Annotated in this window: 36 protein-coding genes; 34 read left to right on the top strand and 2 right to left on the bottom strand. The window is 30.5% G+C overall.

Annotated features, from left to right (window positions below):
* Nucleotides 1-25 precede the first annotated feature (25 nt).
* Genes CRV02_RS02060 through def form a run of 4 tightly spaced genes read left to right on the top strand, consistent with a single transcriptional unit; the run spans nt 26 to nt 2,239 of the window.
* Nucleotides 26-379 carry a four helix bundle protein gene (locus CRV02_RS02060; protein ID WP_129088939.1) on the top strand — a complete coding sequence of 118 codons (354 nt, stop codon included), beginning with the start codon at nt 26-28 and terminating at the stop codon, nt 377-379.
* 60 nt (nt 380-439) lie between these two features.
* Nucleotides 440-928: an HIT domain-containing protein gene (locus tag CRV02_RS02055; protein WP_129088938.1), complete on the top strand. Its 489-nt coding sequence runs from the start codon at nt 440-442 to the stop codon at nt 926-928.
* Entirely contained in the window at nt 925-1,692 is a 768-nt protein-coding gene (gene blaOXA, locus CRV02_RS02050; protein ID WP_129088937.1) for a class D beta-lactamase, read from the top strand. The genes CRV02_RS02055 and blaOXA overlap by 4 nt, the downstream gene beginning before the upstream one ends.
* Nucleotides 1,693-1,705: 13 nt before the next feature.
* Nucleotides 1,706-2,239, top strand: coding sequence for a peptide deformylase (gene def / locus CRV02_RS02045; RefSeq protein WP_129088936.1), 534 nt, complete (start codon nt 1,706-1,708; stop codon nt 2,237-2,239).
* 22 nt (nt 2,240-2,261) lie between these two features.
* Here the strand turns inward: def and CRV02_RS02040 are convergent, their stop codons facing one another.
* Nucleotides 2,262-2,528 carry a hypothetical protein gene (locus tag CRV02_RS02040; RefSeq protein WP_129088935.1) on the bottom strand — a complete coding sequence of 89 codons (267 nt, stop codon included), beginning with the start codon at nt 2,526-2,528 and terminating at the stop codon, nt 2,262-2,264.
* A 106-nt stretch (nt 2,529-2,634) separates the two neighbouring features.
* On the opposite strand from CRV02_RS02040, the gene CRV02_RS02035 reads away from it, so the two are divergent.
* The 4 genes from CRV02_RS02035 to CRV02_RS02020 all read left to right on the top strand — a co-directional run bounded on the left by CRV02_RS02035 (nt 2,635) and on the right by CRV02_RS02020 (nt 5,960).
* Nucleotides 2,635-2,982 (top strand): RidA family protein, encoded by a 348-nt coding sequence (locus CRV02_RS02035; RefSeq protein ID WP_129088934.1) that lies wholly within the window; start codon nt 2,635-2,637, stop codon nt 2,980-2,982.
* Nucleotides 2,983-3,039: 57 nt separating this feature from the next.
* Nucleotides 3,040-3,453: a hypothetical protein gene (locus CRV02_RS02030; protein WP_129088933.1), complete on the top strand. Its 414-nt coding sequence runs from the start codon at nt 3,040-3,042 to the stop codon at nt 3,451-3,453.
* A gap of 107 nt (nt 3,454-3,560) precedes the next feature.
* Nucleotides 3,561-4,811: an FAD-binding oxidoreductase gene (locus tag CRV02_RS02025; protein WP_129088932.1), complete on the top strand. Its 1,251-nt coding sequence runs from the start codon at nt 3,561-3,563 to the stop codon at nt 4,809-4,811.
* Nucleotides 4,812-4,874: 63 nt separating this feature from the next.
* Complete coding sequence (locus tag CRV02_RS02020; protein ID WP_129088931.1) at nt 4,875-5,960, top strand: hybrid sensor histidine kinase/response regulator; 1,086 nt, start codon at nt 4,875-4,877, stop codon at nt 5,958-5,960.
* A gap of 2 nt (nt 5,961-5,962) precedes the next feature.
* Here CRV02_RS02020 and CRV02_RS02015 read toward each other — a convergent pair whose 3' ends face one another.
* The gene (locus CRV02_RS02015; protein ID WP_129083929.1) at nt 5,963-6,214 is read right to left on the bottom strand and encodes a hypothetical protein; all 252 of its coding nucleotides are present in this window, start codon (nt 6,212-6,214) and stop codon (nt 5,963-5,965) included.
* A gap of 262 nt (nt 6,215-6,476) precedes the next feature.
* Between CRV02_RS02015 and rpsJ the strand changes: the two genes are divergently transcribed.
* From rpsJ to CRV02_RS01885, 26 genes are all read left to right on the top strand, one after another.
* Entirely contained in the window at nt 6,477-6,791 is a 315-nt protein-coding gene (rpsJ, locus tag CRV02_RS02010; protein WP_114838549.1) for a 30S ribosomal protein S10, read from the top strand.
* A 17-nt stretch (nt 6,792-6,808) separates the two neighbouring features.
* Nucleotides 6,809-7,384 (top strand): 50S ribosomal protein L3, encoded by a 576-nt coding sequence (gene rplC / locus CRV02_RS02005; RefSeq protein WP_129083928.1) that lies wholly within the window; start codon nt 6,809-6,811, stop codon nt 7,382-7,384.
* The gene (rplD, locus tag CRV02_RS02000; protein WP_129088930.1) at nt 7,381-7,971 is read left to right on the top strand and encodes a 50S ribosomal protein L4; all 591 of its coding nucleotides are present in this window, start codon (nt 7,381-7,383) and stop codon (nt 7,969-7,971) included. The genes rplC and rplD overlap by 4 nt, the downstream gene beginning before the upstream one ends.
* Before the next feature lies 1 nt (nt 7,972).
* On the top strand, nt 7,973-8,254 hold the full coding sequence (locus CRV02_RS01995; RefSeq protein ID WP_114838552.1) for a 50S ribosomal protein L23: 282 nt from the start codon (nt 7,973-7,975) through the stop codon (nt 8,252-8,254).
* 12 nt (nt 8,255-8,266) lie between these two features.
* Nucleotides 8,267-9,094: a 50S ribosomal protein L2 gene (gene rplB / locus CRV02_RS01990; RefSeq protein ID WP_129088929.1), complete on the top strand. Its 828-nt coding sequence runs from the start codon at nt 8,267-8,269 to the stop codon at nt 9,092-9,094.
* A gap of 9 nt (nt 9,095-9,103) precedes the next feature.
* Nucleotides 9,104-9,379: a 30S ribosomal protein S19 gene (gene rpsS, locus CRV02_RS01985; protein WP_129007024.1), complete on the top strand. Its 276-nt coding sequence runs from the start codon at nt 9,104-9,106 to the stop codon at nt 9,377-9,379.
* Nucleotides 9,380-9,381: 2 nt separating this feature from the next.
* Nucleotides 9,382-9,714: a 50S ribosomal protein L22 gene (gene rplV, locus CRV02_RS01980; protein WP_129083925.1), complete on the top strand. Its 333-nt coding sequence runs from the start codon at nt 9,382-9,384 to the stop codon at nt 9,712-9,714.
* Nucleotides 9,714-10,412 (top strand): 30S ribosomal protein S3, encoded by a 699-nt coding sequence (gene rpsC / locus CRV02_RS01975; protein WP_129083924.1) that lies wholly within the window; start codon nt 9,714-9,716, stop codon nt 10,410-10,412. The genes rplV and rpsC overlap by 1 nt, the downstream gene beginning before the upstream one ends.
* A gap of 2 nt (nt 10,413-10,414) precedes the next feature.
* Entirely contained in the window at nt 10,415-10,840 is a 426-nt protein-coding gene (gene rplP, locus CRV02_RS01970; protein WP_129083923.1) for a 50S ribosomal protein L16, read from the top strand.
* On the top strand, nt 10,827-11,018 hold the full coding sequence (gene rpmC / locus CRV02_RS01965; RefSeq protein ID WP_129083922.1) for a 50S ribosomal protein L29: 192 nt from the start codon (nt 10,827-10,829) through the stop codon (nt 11,016-11,018). The genes rplP and rpmC overlap by 14 nt, the downstream gene beginning before the upstream one ends.
* 11 nt (nt 11,019-11,029) lie before the next feature.
* Nucleotides 11,030-11,281, top strand: a complete 252-nt coding sequence (gene rpsQ, locus CRV02_RS01960) for a 30S ribosomal protein S17 (protein ID WP_129083921.1) — start codon at nt 11,030-11,032, stop codon at nt 11,279-11,281.
* Entirely contained in the window at nt 11,281-11,649 is a 369-nt protein-coding gene (rplN, locus tag CRV02_RS01955; RefSeq protein ID WP_129007029.1) for a 50S ribosomal protein L14, read from the top strand. The genes rpsQ and rplN overlap by 1 nt, the downstream gene beginning before the upstream one ends.
* Nucleotide 11,650: 1 nt before the next feature.
* Nucleotides 11,651-11,890 carry a 50S ribosomal protein L24 gene (rplX, locus tag CRV02_RS01950; RefSeq protein WP_129083920.1) on the top strand — a complete coding sequence of 80 codons (240 nt, stop codon included), beginning with the start codon at nt 11,651-11,653 and terminating at the stop codon, nt 11,888-11,890.
* A 1-nt stretch (nt 11,891) separates the two neighbouring features.
* The gene (rplE, locus tag CRV02_RS01945) at nt 11,892-12,440 is read left to right on the top strand and encodes a 50S ribosomal protein L5 (protein ID WP_129088928.1); all 549 of its coding nucleotides are present in this window, start codon (nt 11,892-11,894) and stop codon (nt 12,438-12,440) included.
* The gene (locus CRV02_RS01940) at nt 12,440-12,625 is read left to right on the top strand and encodes a type Z 30S ribosomal protein S14 (protein ID WP_114838563.1); all 186 of its coding nucleotides are present in this window, start codon (nt 12,440-12,442) and stop codon (nt 12,623-12,625) included. Before rplE ends, CRV02_RS01940 begins: the two co-directional genes overlap by 1 nt.
* Before the next feature lie 13 nt (nt 12,626-12,638).
* Nucleotides 12,639-13,037, top strand: a complete 399-nt coding sequence (rpsH, locus tag CRV02_RS01935; RefSeq protein ID WP_129083918.1) for a 30S ribosomal protein S8 — start codon at nt 12,639-12,641, stop codon at nt 13,035-13,037.
* 9 nt (nt 13,038-13,046) lie between these two features.
* On the top strand, nt 13,047-13,580 hold the full coding sequence (gene rplF, locus CRV02_RS01930) for a 50S ribosomal protein L6 (RefSeq protein WP_129088927.1): 534 nt from the start codon (nt 13,047-13,049) through the stop codon (nt 13,578-13,580).
* A gap of 10 nt (nt 13,581-13,590) precedes the next feature.
* Nucleotides 13,591-13,953: a 50S ribosomal protein L18 gene (rplR, locus tag CRV02_RS01925; protein ID WP_129083916.1), complete on the top strand. Its 363-nt coding sequence runs from the start codon at nt 13,591-13,593 to the stop codon at nt 13,951-13,953.
* A 9-nt stretch (nt 13,954-13,962) separates the two neighbouring features.
* Nucleotides 13,963-14,406: a 30S ribosomal protein S5 gene (gene rpsE, locus CRV02_RS01920; protein WP_114838567.1), complete on the top strand. Its 444-nt coding sequence runs from the start codon at nt 13,963-13,965 to the stop codon at nt 14,404-14,406.
* A 4-nt stretch (nt 14,407-14,410) separates the two neighbouring features.
* A complete protein-coding gene (gene rplO / locus CRV02_RS01915; protein WP_129088926.1) occupies nt 14,411-14,809 on the top strand; it encodes a 50S ribosomal protein L15 in 399 nt (132 codons plus the stop codon).
* Between the two features lie 2 nt (nt 14,810-14,811).
* On the top strand, nt 14,812-16,074 hold the full coding sequence (gene secY / locus CRV02_RS01910; protein WP_129088925.1) for a preprotein translocase subunit SecY: 1,263 nt from the start codon (nt 14,812-14,814) through the stop codon (nt 16,072-16,074).
* 4 nt (nt 16,075-16,078) lie between these two features.
* Nucleotides 16,079-16,840, top strand: coding sequence for a type I methionyl aminopeptidase (gene map, locus CRV02_RS01905; protein ID WP_129083913.1), 762 nt, complete (start codon nt 16,079-16,081; stop codon nt 16,838-16,840).
* 18 nt (nt 16,841-16,858) lie between these two features.
* Nucleotides 16,859-17,077, top strand: coding sequence for a translation initiation factor IF-1 (infA, locus tag CRV02_RS01900; RefSeq protein WP_114838571.1), 219 nt, complete (start codon nt 16,859-16,861; stop codon nt 17,075-17,077).
* A gap of 94 nt (nt 17,078-17,171) precedes the next feature.
* Nucleotides 17,172-18,413 (top strand): GGDEF domain-containing protein, encoded by a 1,242-nt coding sequence (locus tag CRV02_RS01895; RefSeq protein ID WP_129088924.1) that lies wholly within the window; start codon nt 17,172-17,174, stop codon nt 18,411-18,413.
* A 160-nt stretch (nt 18,414-18,573) separates the two neighbouring features.
* The gene (locus CRV02_RS01890) at nt 18,574-19,239 is read left to right on the top strand and encodes a uracil-DNA glycosylase (RefSeq protein WP_129088923.1); all 666 of its coding nucleotides are present in this window, start codon (nt 18,574-18,576) and stop codon (nt 19,237-19,239) included.
* Nucleotides 19,236-20,441, top strand: coding sequence for a hypothetical protein (locus CRV02_RS01885; RefSeq protein ID WP_129088922.1), 1,206 nt, complete (start codon nt 19,236-19,238; stop codon nt 20,439-20,441). Before CRV02_RS01890 ends, CRV02_RS01885 begins: the two co-directional genes overlap by 4 nt.
* Nucleotides 20,442-20,457 lie beyond the last annotated feature (16 nt).

Genomic DNA, 20,457 nt, shown 5'->3' with positions numbered 1-20,457 from the left:
TATAATGAATAAGGAATAGTGAACAATGAATAATGTTTTGAAAAATAAATCTTATGACTTTGCTCTTCGAATTGTAAATTTAACTAAATATTTACAAGAAGAGAAAAAAGAGTTTATTTTATTAAAACAGATACTACGAAGTGGCACTGCGATTGGTGCACTAATTGCAGAGTCAGAGTACGCTCAATCTAAATCTGATTTTATATCAAAGCTACATATTTCTATTAAAGAAGCAAATGAAACTAACTATTGGTTAAATTTATTAAAAGACTCTTCATATATAAATGATAAAATGCATAAAAGTATAAGTCCTGATTTAATCGAGTTACTAAAGATATTAACCTCAAGTATAAAAACTGCTAAGGAAAACAATGTTTGATTTAAGATATTATTCACTATTCACTGTTCACTGTTCATTTATTTCTCAAGGAGAAATATAATGGAACATCTATATGCACCTTGGCGATACTCTTATGTTAGTGAAGAAAAAATAGAAGGGTGTGTATTCTGCCATATAGCAAAAAATAAAGAGGAAGAAAAATATCAAGTTCTTTTTCACGATGAACTTTGTTATGTAGTTATGAATAAGTTTCCTTACTCTCCTGGGCATATGATGGTGATTCCATATTTTCATACAGACAAAATAGAAGAACTAGAAGAAGAGACTTGGCTAAGAGTTTCTAAAAGAGCAAGACAAGCAGTGAAACTATTAAAAGAAGTTATGCCTTGCGAAGGTGTAAATATTGGTATGAATCTTGGTAAAGCTGCTGGTGCTGGTATAGAACAACATGTACACTATCATGTACTTCCTAGATGGATAGGTGATACAAACTTTATCTCAACTGTTGGTGGAGCAAGGGTTTATCCTGCGCAATTTGATGAGATATTTAATAAATTAAAAGAAAATTCTAAAAACTATTTCCTATGAAAATTCTTATTTTTTTATTATTTCTTTGCAATTTTATATTTGCTGATAATGATTTATCTTTAGAAAAAATTTTTAAGAAAAACAAAGTAAAAGGTACAATTGTAATTCAATCACTAAGCTCAAATAAAAGTTATGTATTTAATCCAAAAAGAGCAAATACTCGATTATTACCTGCATCTACATTTAAAATACCTAATTCATTGATTGTACTAGATACTAAAGTAATTAAAGATGAAAAAGAGATTATCCTTTGGGATAGAAAAAAAAGGTTTTTAGATGTATGGAATAAAAACCAAACTTTGAAAACAGCTTTTAAATATTCATGTGTTTGGTGTTATCAATATTTTGCAAGTAAGTTATCTCTAGATATCTATAATGATTATTTAATAAAACTAAAATATGGAAATATGAAAACGGGTAATAACCTTACAGGTTTTTGGTTAAGTGGAGATATAAAAATTTCGTCTTATGAACAAATAGAATTTCTTAAAAAATTATATACTGAAAAACTTCCTTTTAAAAGTAAGCATTTAAAGTTAGTAAAAAAGATTATGATAGAAGAGAAAAACAACAAATACATATTACATGCAAAAACAGGCTGGGCTACTTCTCCTGAGAATAAACATGGATGGTATGTAGGATATATTGAAACTTCAAAAGATACATGGTTTTTTTCAACTAATCTTTTAATTAGCGATTTTAAAAGATTATATCTTAGAAAAGAATTAACTCTAGAAGTATTTAAATATTATAATATTATATAGAAAAGAGGCCTAAATGATTTTCAAGAAAAAAGAGTGCCCAATAGCAAAACTTGGTGAAAAAGCTTTAAGACAAAAAGCCAAAGAAGTAGAAAATATAAACTCAAAAGAGATATTAACTATTATAAAGAAAATGCTTGATTGTGTAAAATCAAGTAGGGGAGTTGGACTTGCTGCTCCTCAAATCTTTGAAAGCTATCAAATACTTATAATCTCATCTCACCCAAATGACAGATACCCAAACGCTCCACTTATGGAAGATGAGATACTTATAAATCCTAAAATCATAAATAAATCAGAAACTATAGAAAAAGATTGGGAAGGGTGTTTAAGTATTCCAGGTATTAGAGCTTTAGTTCCAAGACATAAAACAATTGAAGTAGAATACACTACACTAGATAATAAAAAGGTACAAGTAGTATTTGAGGATTTTGTTGCAAGAATATTTCAGCATGAATATGACCATTTATTAGGTAAGGTATATTTGGACAGAGTAGAGACTCCTAAAGATATAATATCAGAAGAAGTCTATTTTAAAACTATAAAGTAGTAAGAGCTAGACTCTTTGTACTTTAGTGTTCGCTGTGCTCAGCAATCATAGTTTGAATTTTTTCTAAAATCTCTTTTGCTTGTTCTTCATCCATTTTTTCTTCATCTAATGCTAAAAGAATATTTTGAAGTTCTACTAAAAAAGATTCCATATCTCTAACTTCTTCTAGTGTATCATCTGTTTGTTCATTTTTCTCAATAACTTTATGTAAATCCTCAACATAACTTTCAACTTCAGGTATCATAGTATCGTGAACAATTGAATATAACTCTTTTTTTATTTCTGACATTTTGTCCCTTTTTTGATTTTGGCTATTATATCTTTATATATTCAATACTTAGGTTAACTTTATCATAGGATGATATACTTTCAATTAAAAATTTTCAGGACACAAAATGATTACTAGAAAAATAATAAACGAAAAAATGAGCAGAATAGTAGAGCACAATGGTACTATATATTTTGCAGGAATTGTATCTGATGATAAAGAGTTAGATATCAAAGTTCAAGCTAAAAGAGCTTTAGAAATAGCAGAAGAGAGATTTAAAGAAGCTGGAACAGATAAACATCATCTTCTAAGAGCAGAAATTTGCCTAAAAGATATCTATAGAGATTTTAAAGCTTTCAATGAAGTTTGGAACGAGTGGGTTTCAGATGAAAAGCCAGCACGAGCTTGTGTTGAAGCAAATATGGCAAGTTATAATACTCTTGTAGAAATCATCTTCACAGCAGCAAAAAAATAAATCCTTATGTTTGAAGTTATCTACAAGTATCTTACTATCATTTTTTTGATAGTACTGATGTTTATACTTTCCTTTACTGCATATGAATTTTATATTGGTTCAATTACAGATGATAGTATATTTTTACATAAAGTAGCAGGAATAGCTCTACTTGTAGTAACTTTAATACATATATTAATAAGAAGAAAAAAACTAAAAAAATTAACTCAAGAGTTTTTTAATATCTTTTCACAAAATAAAAAAGTCACACTAGATAGTGATATGGATAGACTGCTTGATTCTTTGGAACCAAAAACTTTAAAGCAAGTATGTGATACTTTTAATCTTGATACTAAAGAGCTTGATAAAATCTTTTCACAAAACAATATTTCTTATGAAAGTTTAGAGCAAACACTAAAAGAAATATCTAAAATAAACTCATTTAAAACCTTTGCAATAATAGTAAAAATAATAGAATATAAAGCTTGTTAATCAAAAGATTATTCTATGTTTAATAAAATAAACTATATATAATTTTTTTTATAATATATACTTTTCTTTTGTATGATTTCAGTATATGGATTTGAAAGGATACTTCTATGAAAAAAGATGTAATAGTTATTGGTGGTGGTATAGTTGGACTTATGTGTGCTTACAATCTTCATAAAAGAGGACGACAAGTTACAGTAATAGACGAGGGTACTATTGAAAATGCAACATCCTTTGGAAATGCAGGGCTTTTATCTTCTTTTGATAAAACACCATTAAGTTACCCTGGAGTTGTATCAAACACTTTAAAACTTATGCTAAAGGGACAATCTCCTGCTATCTTTCATCCAAACTTAGATTTAAAACTTTATAAGTGGTTATATAGATTTGTACAAAGTGCAAATGAAGTTCGTACAAAAAAGACAATGATGTTATTTGAAAAGTATGGACAAATCTCACTTGATATTTACAAAGATTTAGTTTATAAAGAAGGTATTGATTTTGACTTTCATCATGATGGAATGTTATCAGTCTTTACTCAAAAACATACATATAAAGAAAAACTTGAGAAATACAACTATATAGATGATGAAGATAGGTTTGAGATTTTTGATGATGCAAAAATTAAAGAGTATCTGCCTTTTGCAAATGATAAAATAGAAGGAGCAATTTTATTTAAGAAAAATGCTCGAATAGATCCAAAGAAGTTAATGCTAGGACTTAAAAAGTATTTACAAGATGAAGGAGTAGAGTTTATCTTAAATGAAGAGATTACAGATATAAAATATGAAAACAAGAAAGTAAAATATATCTATTCTCAAAATAGAAACTTCTATGAGGCTGAGACTTTTATTATGTCAACAGGGTACAAAACTGATTTGGCTAAAAAAAGCAATAAAGAACTTATTCTAACTCCTGCAAAAGGTTATAGTATAACTTTCACTATGCCAAAAGAGCTAAAACCAAAAACATCAACACTATTTAATGATTTATTTATAGTCATGACTCCAAGATTCAATGACGTAAGACTTACTTCAAAACTAGAACTAGGAAGTGATGACCCAGAAGTAGTACAAAAACAAATAGATAGTATAAAGAAAAACTTTAAAGAGTATAGTATTCCTTTTGAAATGAAAGATGAAGTTACATGGAGTGGTTTTAGACCTCTTACTCCAAATGACGTTCCTCTTATAGGAAGAGACGAAAACTATTCAAACTTAGTATATGCTATGGGATTAGGTTGGCTAGGTATGACCTTTGCACCTTCTATTGGACATATAATTGGTGACTTAGTAGAGTTTGACCAATCAAATGCAAAGAATGATGACATACTTTTATTTTCAGGATTTTATCAGTATTAAACTCTAATAGTACCTTTTCGATACCATTTTTTATTATACTTTTCATTATAAAGAGGTGTAATAATGAATGGAAACAATATAAATTTAATGTATGTAGAAGATGATGTTATTGTAAATGATACTATTACGAGCTTATTGCAAAAGTTAGGTTATACAGTTTATAACTTTTTTAATGGTGCAGATGCTTACAACTATTTTAAAGACAATAAAATTGATATAGTTATCTCTGATATTGATATGCCAAAGATGAATGGTATTGAACTAGTAGAAAAGATAAAAAAAGTAAATACAAAAACACCTATAATATTTACAACTGCAATTAGCGATGAAAAATATCTTCTTGATTCTATTAAATTAGGTATTGATTTATTTATGAAAAAACCTATTGACTGTAGTGTCCTAAAAGAGAATGTTGATAAGGTTTTAAAGCCATACTTCTTAGAACTTGAAAATGAAAAAAAAGAAGAGAAAATAAGAGAACAAGCAAAAGAGATTCTTATTGCAAAAACTGTTTCTATGATTTCACACCAGTGGAGACAACCCTTATCAAAAATAGGTTCTATTACAAGTAAGATTAGAGTCTACTCACAAATGAACAAACTTACCGATGAAATTTTAATTGCCAATTTAGAGAAAATAGAAAAAGAGAATATCTACCTTTCTTCAACAATAAATAAGTTTAATAATCTTTTAGAGAAAAAAGATATTAGAGAATTCTCTTTAAAAGAATTACTAAAAAATATAATAGAGGATGAAATCTCAATTGAGATGCAAAACAATGTTTTTATAAAAAGTGACTATGATGAGTTTAAAAATATTTTTGAAAGTATTCTAAAAAACTCTTATGAGCAGTTTGATAAAAATGACATTAAAAATAGAAAGATAGATATAACAACATTTCAAGATGATGACTTTTTAAATATAAAAATATGTGACAATGCAGGTGGAATAGATAAAGACACTTTATCAAATGTATTTGATTTGTACCATTCAGATAAATCCTTAAATGGTAGAGGACTAGGACTTTATTTAGCTAAAGTTTCATTAACTCTTTTAACAAATGGTGAAATTAGTTTAGAAAATATTGAGAGTGAAAATGGCAAAGGAGTTTGCGTAAAGATTAAAATACCAACTATGTATGTAAGTTAAACTTACACACTAGCTTTGTAGAACATAATAGCTGCAACAGCCATAAAAAATATACCAAGAAGTATTAGGTTAAATGCTTTCTCTTTTCTTACTTTTTCTTCATCTACTTCAAATACAGCAACAGACTTTAAAGCTCCATTGTCTATATAATGTATAAACTTGTAACCTTTTTTTGAGTATTTAGCTCTTATCTTTTCTAACTCTTTTTCTCTTTGTTCTTTTGAAAATCCACCAACTACAATCTGTTTTTTCATATTAAACATATTCCTTAAAAGTTTTTTGAGATTATACAATATTTTATTGTAATCAAACTGTAGTCTATATCTTTGACTTTACTTAAATTATATAGTAAAACATATACACTTATCCTTTTTAAAAGGAAATAAATTAATTAAATAAAAGGGCAAAAGCCCATAATACTTGACATTTAACTAATATTAAGTTATAATCCGCGTCCATAAAAATGGTTAGAGTGCCTTTTTTGGTATATCTAACGAGTTCTTTAAAGGAAAATACATGGAAAAAATTAGATTAAAGCTTAAAGCTTATGATCATAGAGTTTTAGACAGAAGTGTTGCTTCAATTGTTGAAGCTGTTAAACGAACTGGTGCTGAGTTAAGAGGTCCTATTCCTCTTCCAACGAAGATCAGAAAATACACTGTTCTTAAAGGTCCTCACGTAAATAAGGATTCTAGAGAGCAATTCGAAATCAGAGTACACTCAAGAATGATTGATATCATTGCAGCGACTCCTGATACTGTAGATTCATTAATGAAACTTGACTTAGCTCCTGAAGTTGATGTTGAAGTTAGATCAATGGGTCAAGAATAATAAAGAAAGGGTAATAAATGGAATTTATCGTAGAAAAAATCGGTATGAGTAGAACTGTTACAGTTCCTGCAACACCAGTTACACTTTTAAAAGTTCTTGATACTAAAGTATGTGACGTTAATGAAGGTGTAGCACTTGTTTCATATAGCAAAGGGAAGAAATTCAACAAAGCTATTGAAGGTCAACAAAAAAAATATGGTTTAAGCAAAGAGTTTAATAGATTTGCAACAATTAATGTAGCAAATACTGAAGCTGGTGACTTAGATGTTTCTGGATTATCTGAAGCTGCTGTTTTAAAAACAACTTTTAAAACAAAAGGTAGAGGTTTCCAAGGTGGAGTTAAAAGATGGAACTTCGCTGGTGGTAGAGCATCTCACGGACACAGAATGGGTAGAAGAACTGGTTCTATCGGTAATGCAGAGTGGCCAGGTAGAGTTCAACCAGGTAAGAAAATGCCAGGACAATACGGAAATACAAATGTAACTGTTAAAAATGATATTGTTTCATTCGATGCAGAAACTGGTATATTAGTTGTAAAAGGTTCAGTATCTGGACCAAATGGTGGATTAGGAAAAGTAAGGATTGCTAAATGAGTAACGCAGTTGCAGTAAAGACAAACGAGTTACCAGAGTCTTTCAAAGATATTAACTCACACAATTTATATTTATATGTAAAATCTTACTTAGCAGCACAAAGAGCAAACACTGCTAGAGTAAAAAACAGATCTGAAGTAAGCGGTGGTGGTAAAAAACCAAAAGCACAAAAAGGTTCTGGTGGAGCTAGATGGGGTTCTAAAAGATCACCATTATTCGTTGGTGGGGGTCAAGTATTTGGACCTACTAAGAGAAACTACAACCAAAAAATCAATAAGAAGCAAAAAGCTTTAGCATTAAACTTTGCTATTAACGCTCATGCTGAAAATGGTTCTTTATTTGTAGCTGATTCTATCAAAGTTGAATCAGGTAAAACTAAAGATGCGGTTTCAATCATTAATGGATTAAATCAAAGAGATACAGTAGTAATCGTTGATTCAATTGATGAAAAAACATATTTAGCGTTCAGAAACGTTAAAAACTGTTACATGATTGAAAAACAAGAAATTAATGCATATTTAATTTCTGCATATCACTCAGTACTAATTGAGAAATCAGTACTTGAATCATTAACAAAAGAGGCGTAAGATGGCAGATATTACAGATATTAAAGCAATATTATATACAGAAAAAACAATCGAGCTTCAAGAAAACGGTGTAATCGTTGTACAAACTAGTCCAAGAATGACTAAAAACGGTTTAAAAGAGGTTTTTAAAGAGTATTTTGGAGTAACTCCAGCAAAAGTTAACTCTTTAAGACAAGATGGTAAAGTTAAAAGATTTAGAGGAAGACCTGGTAGAAGACCAGACTTCAAAAAATTCTATGTTACATTACCTGAGGGCGCTGAAATAGCGAACCTATCAGCTTAAGGAGTATAGAAGATGGCAATTAAAAAATTTAGACCAATAACTCCTGCAAGAAGATTCATGTCTGTAATGGATACTTCTGATATTACTTCTAAACCAACAGTTAGATCTTTACTTGTTAGAGTAAAAGCTTCAGCTGGTAGAAATAATAACGGTAGAATTACATCTAGACACAAAGAAGCAGGTGCTAAGAAATTATATAGAATTATTGATTTCAAAAGAAACAAATTCGGTGTTGAGGGAACTGTATCAACAATTGAGTACGACCCATATAGAAACTGTAGAATTTGTTTAGTAACTTATGCTGATGGTGACAAAAGATATATCTTACAACCATCTGGATTAAAAGTTGGTGACAAAGTTGCTGCTGCTGAATCTGGATTAGATATCGTTACTGGAAACGCTATGAGACTTCAAAGTATTCCTGTAGGTACAATGGTTCATAATATTGAATTAAAGCCTGGTAAAGGTGGACAACTTGCAAGATCTGCTGGTGCATATGCTCAAATCATGGGTAGAGAAGATAAATATGTTATCTTAAGATTACCATCTGGTGAAATGAGAAAGATTCTTGGTGTTTGTATTGCAACAATTGGTGTTGTAGGAAACGAAGACTTCTCAAACATGGTTGTAGGTAAAGCTGGTAGAACTAGACACCTTGGTATTAGACCTCAAACTAGAGGTTCTGCGATGAACCCAATTGATCACCCTCACGGTGGTGGTGAAGGTAAAACTAACTCGGGTAGACACCCAGTTACTCCATGGGGTATGCCAACTAAAGGTTATAAAACTAGAAAGAAAAAAGCTAGTGATAAATTAATCATTTCAAGAAGAAAGAAGTAAGGGTTTAAGATGGCAAGATCAGTAAAAAAAGGACCATTTGTAGACGCACACTTAATGAAGAAAGTTATCAAAGCTGTTGAAGCTAACGATAAAAAACCAATTAAAACTTGGTCAAGAAGATCAATGGTATTACCTGATATGATTGGTTTAACTTTTAATGTGCATAACGGTAGAAACTTTGTACCTGTAAACATTACAGAAAACCACGTTGGATATAAATTAGGCGAATTCGCTCCAACTAGAACATTCAAAGGGCACAAAGGTTCTGTGCAAAGAAAGGTATAATGATGGGTAAAGCAGTATTAAAATTTATTAGACTTTCACCTACTAAAGCAAGACTTATCGCAAGAGAAGTTCAAGGTATGAATGCAGAGTATGCAATTGCTTCATTAGAGTTCACTCCTAATAAAGCGGCAGGAATTATTTCAAAAGTAATCGCTTCAGCTGTAGCTAATGCTGGTTTAGAGCCAGAAGATGCAGTAATTACAAGTGCAAGAGTAGATAAAGGACCAGTTCTTAAAAGATTTACTCCAAGAGCTAGAGGAAGTGCATCACCAAAACATAAGCCAACTGCACACATTATGATTGAAGTTGCTGCTGCATCAGAAGGAGATAAGTAATGGGTCAAAAAGTTAATCCAATAGGTTTAAGACTAGGTATCAATAGAAACTGGGAATCAAGATGGTTTCCTAAGTTTGAAAATATGCCAGCAAATGTTGCTGAAGACGACAAAATTAGAAAATACGTTAAGAAAGAGTTATACTATGCAGGTGTTGCTCAAACTATCGTAGAAAGAACTGCTAAGAAAGTTAGAGTTACTATCGTAGCTGCAAGACCAGGAATTATCATTGGTAAAAAAGGTGCAGACGTAGAAAAACTTAAAAACAATCTTTCTAAATTAGTTGGAAAAGATATTGCAGTTAATATTAAAGAAGAGAGAAAACCACAACTTTCTGGACAATTAGCAGCTGAAAATGTTGCTCAACAATTAGAAAGAAGAGTTGCATTTAGAAGAGCTATGAAAAGAGTTATGCAAAACGCTCTTAAATCTGGTGCAAAAGGTATTAAAGTTTCTTGTTCTGGTAGACTTGGTGGAGCTGAAATGGCTAGAACTGAGTGGTACTTAGAAGGTAGAGTTCCTTTACATACTTTAAGAGCTAGAATTGATTATGGTTTTGCTGAAGCTCATACAACTTATGGTTGTATTGGTATTAAAGTTTGGATCTTCAAAGGTGAAGTACTAGCTAAAGGTATTCCAGCAGAAAAAGATACAGCTTCTAAACCAAAAAGAAGACCACAAAAGAGAAGAGGTAAATAATCATGTTAATGCCTAAAAGAACAAAATACAGAAAGCAAATGAAGGGTCGAAACAGAGGTAAATCTGCTAGAGCCAACACTTTAGCTTATGGTGAATTCGGAATCAAAGCTTTAGAGCATGGTAGAATCGACTCAAGACAAATCGAAGCTGCTAGGGTTGCAATGACAAGAGCAATCAAAAGACAAGGTAAAGTATGGATTATGGTATTCCCACACAAACCTTTAACTAAAAGACCATTAGAAGTAAGAATGGGTAAAGGTAAAGGTCCTATTGACAAGTGGGTTATGAATATTAAACCAGGTAGAGTGTGCTTTGAGATGGCTGGTGTTTCTGAAGAAATGGCCAAAGGTGCTTTAACTTTAGCTCAACACAAATTACCATTCAAAACTAAAATTGTAAGTAGAGAAAGTGAAAATGAACTATACTGATTTAAAAGATAAGAGCTTACAAGAGCTAAACGAATTGTTAAAAGAGAAAAAGGTGCTTCTTTTTGAATTAAAAGCTAAGCTAAAAACTATGCAGTTAACTAATACTTCTGAATTAAAAGCGTGCAAAAAAGATATTGCACAAGTTCAAACAGCTATTACTGCAGCAAAAGCTAACTAAGGATCTAAAGTATGACACATAAAAGAGAGATTCAAGGTGTAGTGGTAAAAACATCTGGAGATAAAACTGCATCAGTATTAGTTACTAGATACGTTTTACACCCAAAATATCACAAGACTGTAAAAAGATTTAAAAAGTACTTAGTTCATGATGAGAGAAACGAGTTAAATGAAGGTGATACTGTTATCGCTGTTGAGTGTAGACCACTTTCAAAAACTAAATCTTTCAGACTAAAGACAATAGTAGCTACAGGAGTTAAATAATGATTCAAAGTTTTACTAGATTAAACGTAGCTGATAACACTGGTGCAAAAGAAATCATGTGTATCAAAGTTCTTGGTGGATCTAAGAGAAGATATGCTTCTGTTGGTGATGTAATTGTTGCTTCAGTTAAGAAAGCTTTACCAACTGGTAAAGTTAAAAAAGGTCAAGTTGTTAAAGCAGTTGTAGTAAGAACTCACAAAGAAGTTCAAAGAGAAAATGGATCTTTAATTAGATTTGATGACAACGCTGCTGTAATTCTTGATGGTAAAAAAGAACCAATTGGAACAAGAATTTTTGGACCTGTAGCAAGAGAAGTTAGATACTCAGGTTTCATGAAAATTGTTTCACTTGCTCCGGAGGTATTATAATATGGCTGCTAAATTAAAAATCAAAAAAGGTGATACTGTAAAAATCATCGCTGGTGATGACAAAGGTAAAACTGGTGAAGTTTTAGCTGTATTACCTGCACAAAACAAAGTAATTGTAAAAGATTGCAAAGTTGCTAAAAAAACAGTTAAGCCTGACCAAGACAAAAACCCTGAAGGTGGTTTTGTAAACAAAGAGATGCCTATTGATATCTCTAATGTAGCAAAAGTAGAAGGTGAGTAAGATGGCAAACAGATTACAAGAAAAATATAATACTGAAATCAAACCAGCTTTAGAGACTGAGTTCCCAAAGAACAAAACTTTAACTGCTAAAGTAGAAAAAGTTGTTATTTCTGTAGGTGCTGGTGAAGCTATGAAAGATAGCAAATTAATGCAAAGTATGGAAGATACTATCTCTTTAATCGCTGGTCAAAAAGCTGTTAAAGTAATTGCTAAGAAATCAGTAGCTGGTTTTAAAGTAAGAGAAGGTTCACCAGTAGGAGTTAAAGTAACTCTAAGAGGTGAAAGAATGTATGCATTCTTAGATAAATTATGTTCTATTGCATTACCAAGAGTAAAAGACTTTAGAGGTCTAAACAGAAATGGTTTTGATGGTCAAGGTAACTTTAACTTTGGTCTTGATGAGCAATTAATGTTCCCAGAAGTTGTTTATGATGATATCATCAAAACTCACGGTATGAATATTTCAATTTCAACAAGCGCTACTGAAGATGCAGAAGCATTTAGACTATTAGAGTTAGTTGGAATTCCATTTACTAAAGGAAGAGCGTAATGGCAAAGAAGTCTATGATTGCTAAGCAAAAGAGAACTCCTAAGTTCTCTTCAAGAGCATATACAAGATGTTCTGTGTGTGGAAGACCACACTCTGTATACAGAGATTTCGGTCTTTGTAGAGTTTGTTTAAGAAAAATGGCTAACGAGGGATTACTTCCTGGCGTTAAAAAATCTAGTTGGTAGGAGAATAAAAGCTATGATGAATGATATTATCGCAGATGCTTTAACTAGAATTAGAAATGCTGCACTTAGAAAATTAGAAGTTGCAACATTATTACATTCTAATACAGTAGTAGGAATTTTAAATGTACTTGAAAAGAAAGAGTATATTGACGGATTCAAAGTAGTTGATGGTGAAAATAATAAAAAAACTGTTCAAGTAACATTAAAATATGATGACAATGATAACTCAGTTATCAATGAAATCACAAGAGTTTCTACTCCAGGAAGAAGAGTTTATAAAAACGCTTCTGAAATTAAATCTTTCAAAAACGGATATGGTACAATCATTGTTTCTACAAACAAAGGTGTTATCGCTAACGATGAAGCTTTCGCTGCAAACGTTGGTGGTGAAGTACTATGTACTGTATGGTAGGAGAGTGTAATGTCTAGAATTGGAAAAAAACCTATCGCAATCCCAAGTGGATTAGAAGTAACAGTTGACGGAACTGTTGTTAACGTTAAAAAAGGGAATAATGTAATTCCTGTTGAAACTCATGGAAGAGTTGAAGCTGAAGTAGCTGACAATCAAGTTGTATTAACTAAAGTTGGTGAAACAAAAGAATCAGCAGCTTTCTGGGGTACATATAGAGCTTTAATTAACAATGCTGTAGAAGGTCTTTCTAAAGGTTTCCAAAAATCTTTAGAGATCAACGGTGTTGGTTATAGAGCTGCAGTTAAAGGTAAGGTATTAGAACTTCAGTTAGGATACTCTCACCCAATTAACTATGATATTCCTGAGGGATTAGATATTTCTGTTGAGAAAAATATCATCCATGTTAAAGGTGCTGATAAACAACAAGTTGGTCAAGCGGCTGCAATTATTAGAGGCTTTAGAAAACCTGAACCATATAAAGGTAAAGGTGTTAAGTATACTGACGAGCATATCGTTAGAAAAGCTGGTAAAACTGCTAAGTAAGGTGTGAAAAATGAGTAGAATTAAAGATATAGCAAAAAAGAATTCTTCTAGAATCGTAAGAAAAAGAAGAGTTAGAGGAGATATCGGTAGAGGTACTGCTGAAACACCTAGAGTAACTGTTTTCAAATCAAACAGATATTTAAGTGCACAAGCAATTAATGATATTGCTGGTGTTACATTAGCAGCAATAAATTCTAAAGCACTAAACTTAAGTGTAAGTAGAGAAAATGCAGCAAAAGTTGCAGCAGAATTTGCTGAAAAACTTAAAGCTGCTGGAATTGAAAAAGTAGTATTTGATAGAAATGGATACCTTTATCACGGTGTAGTTGCAGCATTTGCTGATGGACTTAGAGAAAATGGTATCAAATTATAAGGGTTAATGATGGCAGCAGTAAATAGAGAAGATTTTCAAGAAGCAATCGTTAAAATCGGAAGAGTAACAAAAGTTGTAAAAGGTGGTAGAAGATTCAGATTTACAGCTTTAGTTGTTGTTGGAGATAAAAACGGTACAGTTGGATTTGGTACAGGAAAAGCTAAAGAGGTTCCTGATGCAATTAAAAAAGCTTTAGATGACGCATTTAAATCTTTAGTAAAAGTTAATATTCATGGAACAACTATTGCTCATGATATTCAACATAAATACAACTCAAGTGTTATTTTATTAAAGCCAGCTCCTGAAGGTTCGGGTCTTATCGCAGGTGGTGCGGCAAGACCAGTTCTTGAGCTTTCTGGAGTTAAAGATATTGTTGCAAAATCTTTAGGTTCAAATAATCCAAACAACCTTGTACAAGCTACAGTTGAAGCATTAGCAAGAATTAAAGGATAAGATGATGGCATTAGATAACTTACAACCAGCAACTGGTAGTACGAAAAATGTTAAAAGAGTAGGTAGAGGTCAAGGTTCTGGAACTGGTAAGACTTCTGCTAGAGGTCAAAAAGGTCAAAAGTCTAGATCTGGATACAAAATTAAGAGACACTTTGAGGGTGGACAAATGCCACTTCAAAAGAGAACTCCTAAAACTGGATTCGTTTCTAGAGTTGAGAAACCATACTCTATCAATGTTGATAAAGTAAAAAAAGTTGCAGAACTTGAAGAGATTACAGTTGAATCTATTAAAACAGTTTACAAACTTTCTAAGAGTGTTACTAAAGTTAAACTAGTTGGTTCATCTGCAAAAGATTTAGCATCTAAAATTAAAGACGAAAACGTAACAACTACTGGAAACTAATTATGAGTAAAGATCTAATAAATAAGATTCTTATTACATTAGGTTTTATTCTACTTTACAGGTTACTGGCATACGTGCCAGTTCCTGGAGTGAATATTGACGTAGTTAAAGAATTCTTCGATTCAAATGCTAACAACGCATTAGGTCTTGTAAATATGTTCAGTGGTAATGCAGTTGAAAGACTGTCAATTATCTCATTAGGTATTATGCCTTACATTACAGCTTCTATTATTATGGAGCTTCTAGCAGCAACTTTCCCCGCACTTGGTAAAATGAAAAAAGAAAGAGATGGTATGCAAAAATATATGCAAATCATCAGATATACTACAATTGTAATTACATTAATTCAATCTATTGGTGTATCAATGGGTCTAAATTCATTAACTGGTCAAAGTGGACAAGGCGCTATTTCAATTGATATGAATACGTTTATAGCCGTATCATCAATTTCTATGTTAACAGGTACAATGCTTCTTATGTGGATTGGTGAACAAATCACACAAAAAGGTATTGGTAACGGTATTTCATTAATTATCTTCGCTGGTATTGTTTCTGCAATTCCAAGTGCAATTGGTGGAACTGTTGATTTAGTTAACAATGGACAAATGAACTTCTTAACTGTTATCGCAATTTTAATAATTATTCTAGCTACTGTTGGAGCAATTATTTATGTTGAGTTAGGTGAAAGAAGAGTTCCAGTTTCTTATTCAAGAAAAGTTATGATGCAAGCTCAAAATAAAAGAGTAATGAATTATATTCCAATTAAGGTTAACTTATCTGGTGTTATTCCTGCTATTTTTGCATCTGCAATTTTAATGTTCCCTGCTACAGTTTTACAAGGTAGTCAAAATGAGTACCTTTTAGTTGTTGCAGATTATTTAAGTCCTACATCTTATACATTTAATGTATTTATGTTCTTATTTGTAGTTTTCTTTGCATTCTTCTATGCATCAATTACTTTTAATGCAAAAGATATCTCTGAAAACTTAAAGAAACAAGGTGGATTTATTCCAGGTGTTAGACCAGGAGCTTCTACAGCTGATTTCTTAAATGAGACTGCAAGTAGACTTACATTCTGGGGAGCTATTTATTTAGGTCTTATTTCTACTGTGCCTTGGTTACTAGTAAAAGCAATGGGTGTTCCTTTCTATTTTGGAGGGGTAGCAGTACTTATTGTTGTTCAAGTAGCAATTGATACAATGAGAAAGATTGAAGCTCAACAGTATACGAATAAATATGAAACATTAAGTGCAGTTGGACTTTAATATCATGGCTATTCCATTAAGAAAACAAAATGAAATAGAGAAACTTCGAACAGCTGGTCAAGCTGTTGCGAAGACTCTAAAACATTTAGAAGAAAATGTAAAGCCAGGCATGACTTTAAAAGAAGTTGATGCTATGGGTGAAAAATACTTAAATGATCTAGGCGCTAGACCATCTTTCAAAGGCCTTTATGGCTTTCCTGGTGCAATCTGCACATCTTTAAATGAAGTTATTATTCATGGTATTCCTGATGACACTGTTTTAAAAGAGGGTGACATTTTAGGAATAGATATTGGATCTGAAATCGATGGTTGGTATGGCGATGCAGCTATTACTATGCCTATTGGTAAAATTTCAAAAGAAGACGAAGAATTAATTGCTTGTTCGAAAGATGCACTGTATTATGCTATTGATATTATTGAAGAAGGTATGAGATTTAAAGAACTTTCTAAAGCAATAGAAGATTTTATTGTAAATAGAGGGTATCAACCATTAGTTAGATTTTGTGGACATGGTATTGGTAAAAAGCCTCACGGTGAACCAGAAATTCCAAACTATGTAAATGGTACAAATACTAAATCTGGACCAAAAATCAAAAATGGAATGGTGTTTTGTATTGAACCTATGATTTGTCATGAAGGAAGAGAACCAGTTATTTTAGAAAATGAGTGGGATGTTGTTTCTGAAGACGGAAAAAGAGGTAGTCATTATGAACATACAGTTGCTGTAGTAGATGGAAAAGCAGTAATTTTAAGTAAAGTAGATTGAGTAAACTTAGGAGAAAAAGTGGCAAAGAATGATGTAATAGTAATTGATGGTAAAGTAATTGAAGCTTTACCTAATGCTATGTTTAGGGTTGAATTAGATAATGGTCATGTAGTTTTATGTCATATCTCAGGAAAAATGAGAATGCACTACATTAAAATTTTACCAGGTGATAAAGTTAAGGTGGAAATTACACCTTACTCACTAGATAAGGGTAGAATTACTCACAGATACAAGTAATTTTTAAGAGATAATAAGTTTCTTATTTATTATCTCTTTTTCTTAAAGTAGTTATGTTATACTAAAAGAAATTCTTGAAAGTATATATAGTATAATGAACGATATAATCAATATTATTAGCTTAACTTTAGATAGTTTAGACAAGCAAAATAAACTTGCAAATCCTACAAATTTTGAAACTGAATTTTACAAACAACTTCAAAAAACTGATTTAATACTAGAAGAAACAGAAGAGATTAAAGATTTAATTACACAACTAACAACTTATGAAAAATCTCAACTTAATAATGAAATTCCTACTTTTAGAGAACTATCTCAAATACTCTCACAAAGAGTTTCTAATCAAACAATAAGAGAGTTTTTAAAAGACTTTTCATATTTTATTTCCCCTTCTATTGATAAAGAGATAAAAGTTGAAATAGACAAAATATGTATTGAGATAGCAGAAGATCCAAAGAAACTTTTAGATGATAGAGTTTTAAGGGAAATTAGAACTTTAACTGACAAAAGAATTAATAACGATAAAAATCTTTTTAAAGATAAATCAAATGATGTAAAAAAACTTATTAAATTTTTAGGTGAATATATAAATAAGTTTATAATAAATCATACTATTACATACGATGAAATTACAAAATTAAAAGAGGAAATTAATGCACTTAGTCTTTCAAAATCTTCTTTAAATGATTTAGAAAATATTAAATCAGATTTAATTAATACAATAGATAAGTTTGAAACTTCGGTAAAAAAGAGTTTAGATAATCAACTAGAGTGTAATAACTTATATGAACAAATTGAAGCTTTACAGCAAAACTTAGATAAAGCAGAGGAAGAGAAATCAATTGATTTCTTAACAGGAGTTTTAACAAGAAGAGCTTATGTTGTAGAAATTGAAAGATTAGAAAACGAGTATAAAGTTTATGACTCTAACTATGCTTTAGTATTTTTTGATATTGACTATTTTAAAGATATAAATGATACTCACGGACATGATTGTGGGGACTCAGTATTATCTACATTTGCACAAATATTAAAAAACCTAACAAGAACTGGGGATATAATTGCAAGATATGGTGGGGAAGAGTTTATCACAATTGTCAATTATAAAAACAAAATGGATATTAAAAACTACCTAAGAAGGGTTAAGAATATTATCTCAAATAATAAGTTTGTTTATAATGACATAAAATTAAGTGTAAAGTTTTCAGCAGGTGTTGCATTTAGAAATAATTATAGCACATATGAAGAGACTATTAAAAAAGCTGACGAATTACTTTATACTGCAAAAGCTCAAGGTAGAAATAAAATTATCGTAGATAATGGAGATATAGTATAAAATGAAGTAGAAAAGTTTACAGTTCGCGATATAAACTAACTACTTCTGTATACTATAAATGTAATAATAGCACTTTTTTATTTAAAAGTCACATATTTATAAATAATTTGTATATTTTTTAGCAAATTTATTCAAAAGAACTTTTTTTGTACAATTGCGTATGACAAAAGTAATTAAAAATAAAATCCTATCTCAGTTGCATTTTTTAAAATCGATTGGATACGAGTATCATGAACCAATAAAAGCTTTTAATAAAGAGGTTGAAGAGGATACTTTACCAAATGATATAAATAGTTTAGGGCAAATAGTAAATAACTGTTATTTGTGTGAACTTTCAAAAAATAGAAAAAATGTTTTATTTGGATATGGAAATATAAATGCAAGTATAATGTTCTTGATTGATGAACCAACAACTACTGAAGATGAACTTGATTCTTTTTATGTTGGAAAATCAGGTGAACAGTTAGCAAAAATGATTGAAAATGTATTACCTGTTAAAAAAGAAGATGTTTATATTACAAGTTTGGTAAAATGTAAAAGTCAAAATGGTTTTGAATCAACACATTTTAATAGTTGTAGTTCTTATTTATATAAACAAATTGATTTAATTCAACCTAAGTTAATTGTTACTTTAGGAGATAAAACTTACCAGTATCTATGTAAAGATAAAACACCTTTTTATCAAATTAGAGGTAAACTAACAAATTTTAAAAACTATGATGTGTTACCAACGTATAGTCCAGGATTTCTTTTAAGAAACCCATCTTTTAAGAAAGAAGCATTTCAAGATATGTTAAAAATAAAGTCGATTTTGGAGTCAAATTGAAAAATATAATTTTATTAGTATTAGTAGGTTTTTTTATAGTAGGTTGTGCACCTAAAGGAAAAGTTACTACTTCACAAAAGCAAGAAGTTAAAGAGACTGTTTACACTCAACCCCAAGAAGTTTATGAAGATGCCATTGAAAAAGAGCCCGTTGTTGCAGATGAAAAAGGTGCAAATAAAATTGCAGTACTTTATCCATCAAAAATAGTTGGTAAATATGCTAAATCAACTGTAAATGCTGTTATGGCTTATTTAATTTACAATAACAAAGAGTTTGAGATAGAGGCATTTGATAGTTATGATGAAAGCAATATTAATATCCTAACTCAAATTAAAAAAATTGAAGAGCAAGGATTCAAAAAAGTAATCACACTATTTACTCAAAATGGATATGAAATATTAAATAGAACTCATGCTTTACATTTTGCTAAAGTATATTTTCCCTTAATCAATAAAAGTGAAGTATCTTTTGCTAAAGATAACTTTGTATTTGGTGGAATCTCTTATGAAAAACAAGTAAAACTTTTAAAAACTTTATCAAGTGAAAAAAGTACTATGTTTTATGTACCATCTTATTTAGGAAACAAGTTAAAAGATTTATATAACAATGAGTTTATGGATACTGAGCCAATAACTAAAGAGATACAAAGAACAAACAATAAATATCAATATATCATGAATGATGAGAGAATCGCATATAATACTGTTTTATTAAATACACCAATTATTAAAACATCAATTATTTTATCTCAATTAACAGCATATGAGATTGATCCAATTAGAGTTTTGTCTACTCAATTAAACTATAATCCTTTGCTTGTAAAGTTAACACAACCAAGAGATAGAACAAACCTTTTTGTAGTAAACTCTATTGGAAAAGTTGATAGTTTTATTGAAGAGTATGCAGATTTATTAGGTGCAGATATTATTTACAACTGGGTTGATTATTCATCTTTAGTTGGAGCAGAATATTTAATGAATTTAGATACAGATGAAAACAAAAAAATCATTCAAACAGAGATTGAAGACAATCAAGTTAAGTATGAACCAATACTTTATAGAGGAACTTCTTATGGCTTTAAAGAAGTGACTGATATTGATGCAGCTTTAGAAGAAACATATAACACTCTTATTCAAAAACAAGAAGAGAAAAAAGCCAAAGCAGAGCAAGAGCTTTTAAAAAAACAGCAATTAGAAAATTAAGAAATCTTTCGATATA

The organism is Arcobacter sp. CECT 8989 (assembly GCF_004116715.1).
In the GTDB taxonomy this organism is placed as follows: Bacteria; Campylobacterota; Campylobacteria; order Campylobacterales; family Arcobacteraceae; genus Halarcobacter.
Note: the sequence above shows the minus strand (reverse complement) of the source record. Positions and strands in the feature narration are given on the sequence as shown.

Excerpts from the sequence above, each read along its gene's own strand:
- CRV02_RS02060 (WP_129088939.1), top strand. The coding sequence starts at position 26 with ATGAATAATGTTTTGAAAAATAAATCTTATGACTTTGCTCTTCGAATT.
- CRV02_RS02055 (WP_129088938.1), top strand. The coding sequence starts at position 440 with ATGGAACATCTATATGCACCTTGGCGATACTCTTATGTTAGTGAAGAA.
- blaOXA (WP_129088937.1), top strand. The coding sequence starts at position 925 with ATGAAAATTCTTATTTTTTTATTATTTCTTTGCAATTTTATATTTGCT.
- def (WP_129088936.1), top strand. The coding sequence starts at position 1,706 with ATGATTTTCAAGAAAAAAGAGTGCCCAATAGCAAAACTTGGTGAAAAA.
- CRV02_RS02040 (WP_129088935.1), bottom strand. The coding sequence starts at position 2,528 with ATGTCAGAAATAAAAAAAGAGTTATATTCAATTGTTCACGATACTATG.
- CRV02_RS02035 (WP_129088934.1), top strand. The coding sequence starts at position 2,635 with ATGATTACTAGAAAAATAATAAACGAAAAAATGAGCAGAATAGTAGAG.
- CRV02_RS02030 (WP_129088933.1), top strand. The coding sequence starts at position 3,040 with ATGTTTATACTTTCCTTTACTGCATATGAATTTTATATTGGTTCAATT.
- CRV02_RS02025 (WP_129088932.1), top strand. The coding sequence starts at position 3,561 with ATGAAAAAAGATGTAATAGTTATTGGTGGTGGTATAGTTGGACTTATG.
- CRV02_RS02020 (WP_129088931.1), top strand. The coding sequence starts at position 4,875 with ATGAATGGAAACAATATAAATTTAATGTATGTAGAAGATGATGTTATT.
- CRV02_RS02015 (WP_129083929.1), bottom strand. The coding sequence starts at position 6,214 with ATGAAAAAACAGATTGTAGTTGGTGGATTTTCAAAAGAACAAAGAGAA.
- rpsJ (WP_114838549.1), top strand. The coding sequence starts at position 6,477 with ATGGAAAAAATTAGATTAAAGCTTAAAGCTTATGATCATAGAGTTTTA.
- rplC (WP_129083928.1), top strand. The coding sequence starts at position 6,809 with ATGGAATTTATCGTAGAAAAAATCGGTATGAGTAGAACTGTTACAGTT.
- rplD (WP_129088930.1), top strand. The coding sequence starts at position 7,381 with ATGAGTAACGCAGTTGCAGTAAAGACAAACGAGTTACCAGAGTCTTTC.
- CRV02_RS01995 (WP_114838552.1), top strand. The coding sequence starts at position 7,973 with ATGGCAGATATTACAGATATTAAAGCAATATTATATACAGAAAAAACA.
- rplB (WP_129088929.1), top strand. The coding sequence starts at position 8,267 with ATGGCAATTAAAAAATTTAGACCAATAACTCCTGCAAGAAGATTCATG.
- rpsS (WP_129007024.1), top strand. The coding sequence starts at position 9,104 with ATGGCAAGATCAGTAAAAAAAGGACCATTTGTAGACGCACACTTAATG.
- rplV (WP_129083925.1), top strand. The coding sequence starts at position 9,382 with ATGGGTAAAGCAGTATTAAAATTTATTAGACTTTCACCTACTAAAGCA.
- rpsC (WP_129083924.1), top strand. The coding sequence starts at position 9,714 with ATGGGTCAAAAAGTTAATCCAATAGGTTTAAGACTAGGTATCAATAGA.
- rplP (WP_129083923.1), top strand. The coding sequence starts at position 10,415 with ATGTTAATGCCTAAAAGAACAAAATACAGAAAGCAAATGAAGGGTCGA.
- rpmC (WP_129083922.1), top strand. The coding sequence starts at position 10,827 with ATGAACTATACTGATTTAAAAGATAAGAGCTTACAAGAGCTAAACGAA.
- rpsQ (WP_129083921.1), top strand. The coding sequence starts at position 11,030 with ATGACACATAAAAGAGAGATTCAAGGTGTAGTGGTAAAAACATCTGGA.
- rplN (WP_129007029.1), top strand. The coding sequence starts at position 11,281 with ATGATTCAAAGTTTTACTAGATTAAACGTAGCTGATAACACTGGTGCA.
- rplX (WP_129083920.1), top strand. The coding sequence starts at position 11,651 with ATGGCTGCTAAATTAAAAATCAAAAAAGGTGATACTGTAAAAATCATC.
- rplE (WP_129088928.1), top strand. The coding sequence starts at position 11,892 with ATGGCAAACAGATTACAAGAAAAATATAATACTGAAATCAAACCAGCT.
- CRV02_RS01940 (WP_114838563.1), top strand. The coding sequence starts at position 12,440 with ATGGCAAAGAAGTCTATGATTGCTAAGCAAAAGAGAACTCCTAAGTTC.
- rpsH (WP_129083918.1), top strand. The coding sequence starts at position 12,639 with ATGATGAATGATATTATCGCAGATGCTTTAACTAGAATTAGAAATGCT.
- rplF (WP_129088927.1), top strand. The coding sequence starts at position 13,047 with ATGTCTAGAATTGGAAAAAAACCTATCGCAATCCCAAGTGGATTAGAA.
- rplR (WP_129083916.1), top strand. The coding sequence starts at position 13,591 with ATGAGTAGAATTAAAGATATAGCAAAAAAGAATTCTTCTAGAATCGTA.
- rpsE (WP_114838567.1), top strand. The coding sequence starts at position 13,963 with ATGGCAGCAGTAAATAGAGAAGATTTTCAAGAAGCAATCGTTAAAATC.
- rplO (WP_129088926.1), top strand. The coding sequence starts at position 14,411 with ATGGCATTAGATAACTTACAACCAGCAACTGGTAGTACGAAAAATGTT.
- secY (WP_129088925.1), top strand. The coding sequence starts at position 14,812 with ATGAGTAAAGATCTAATAAATAAGATTCTTATTACATTAGGTTTTATT.
- map (WP_129083913.1), top strand. The coding sequence starts at position 16,079 with ATGGCTATTCCATTAAGAAAACAAAATGAAATAGAGAAACTTCGAACA.
- CRV02_RS01895 (WP_129088924.1), top strand. The coding sequence starts at position 17,172 with ATGAACGATATAATCAATATTATTAGCTTAACTTTAGATAGTTTAGAC.
- CRV02_RS01890 (WP_129088923.1), top strand. The coding sequence starts at position 18,574 with ATGACAAAAGTAATTAAAAATAAAATCCTATCTCAGTTGCATTTTTTA.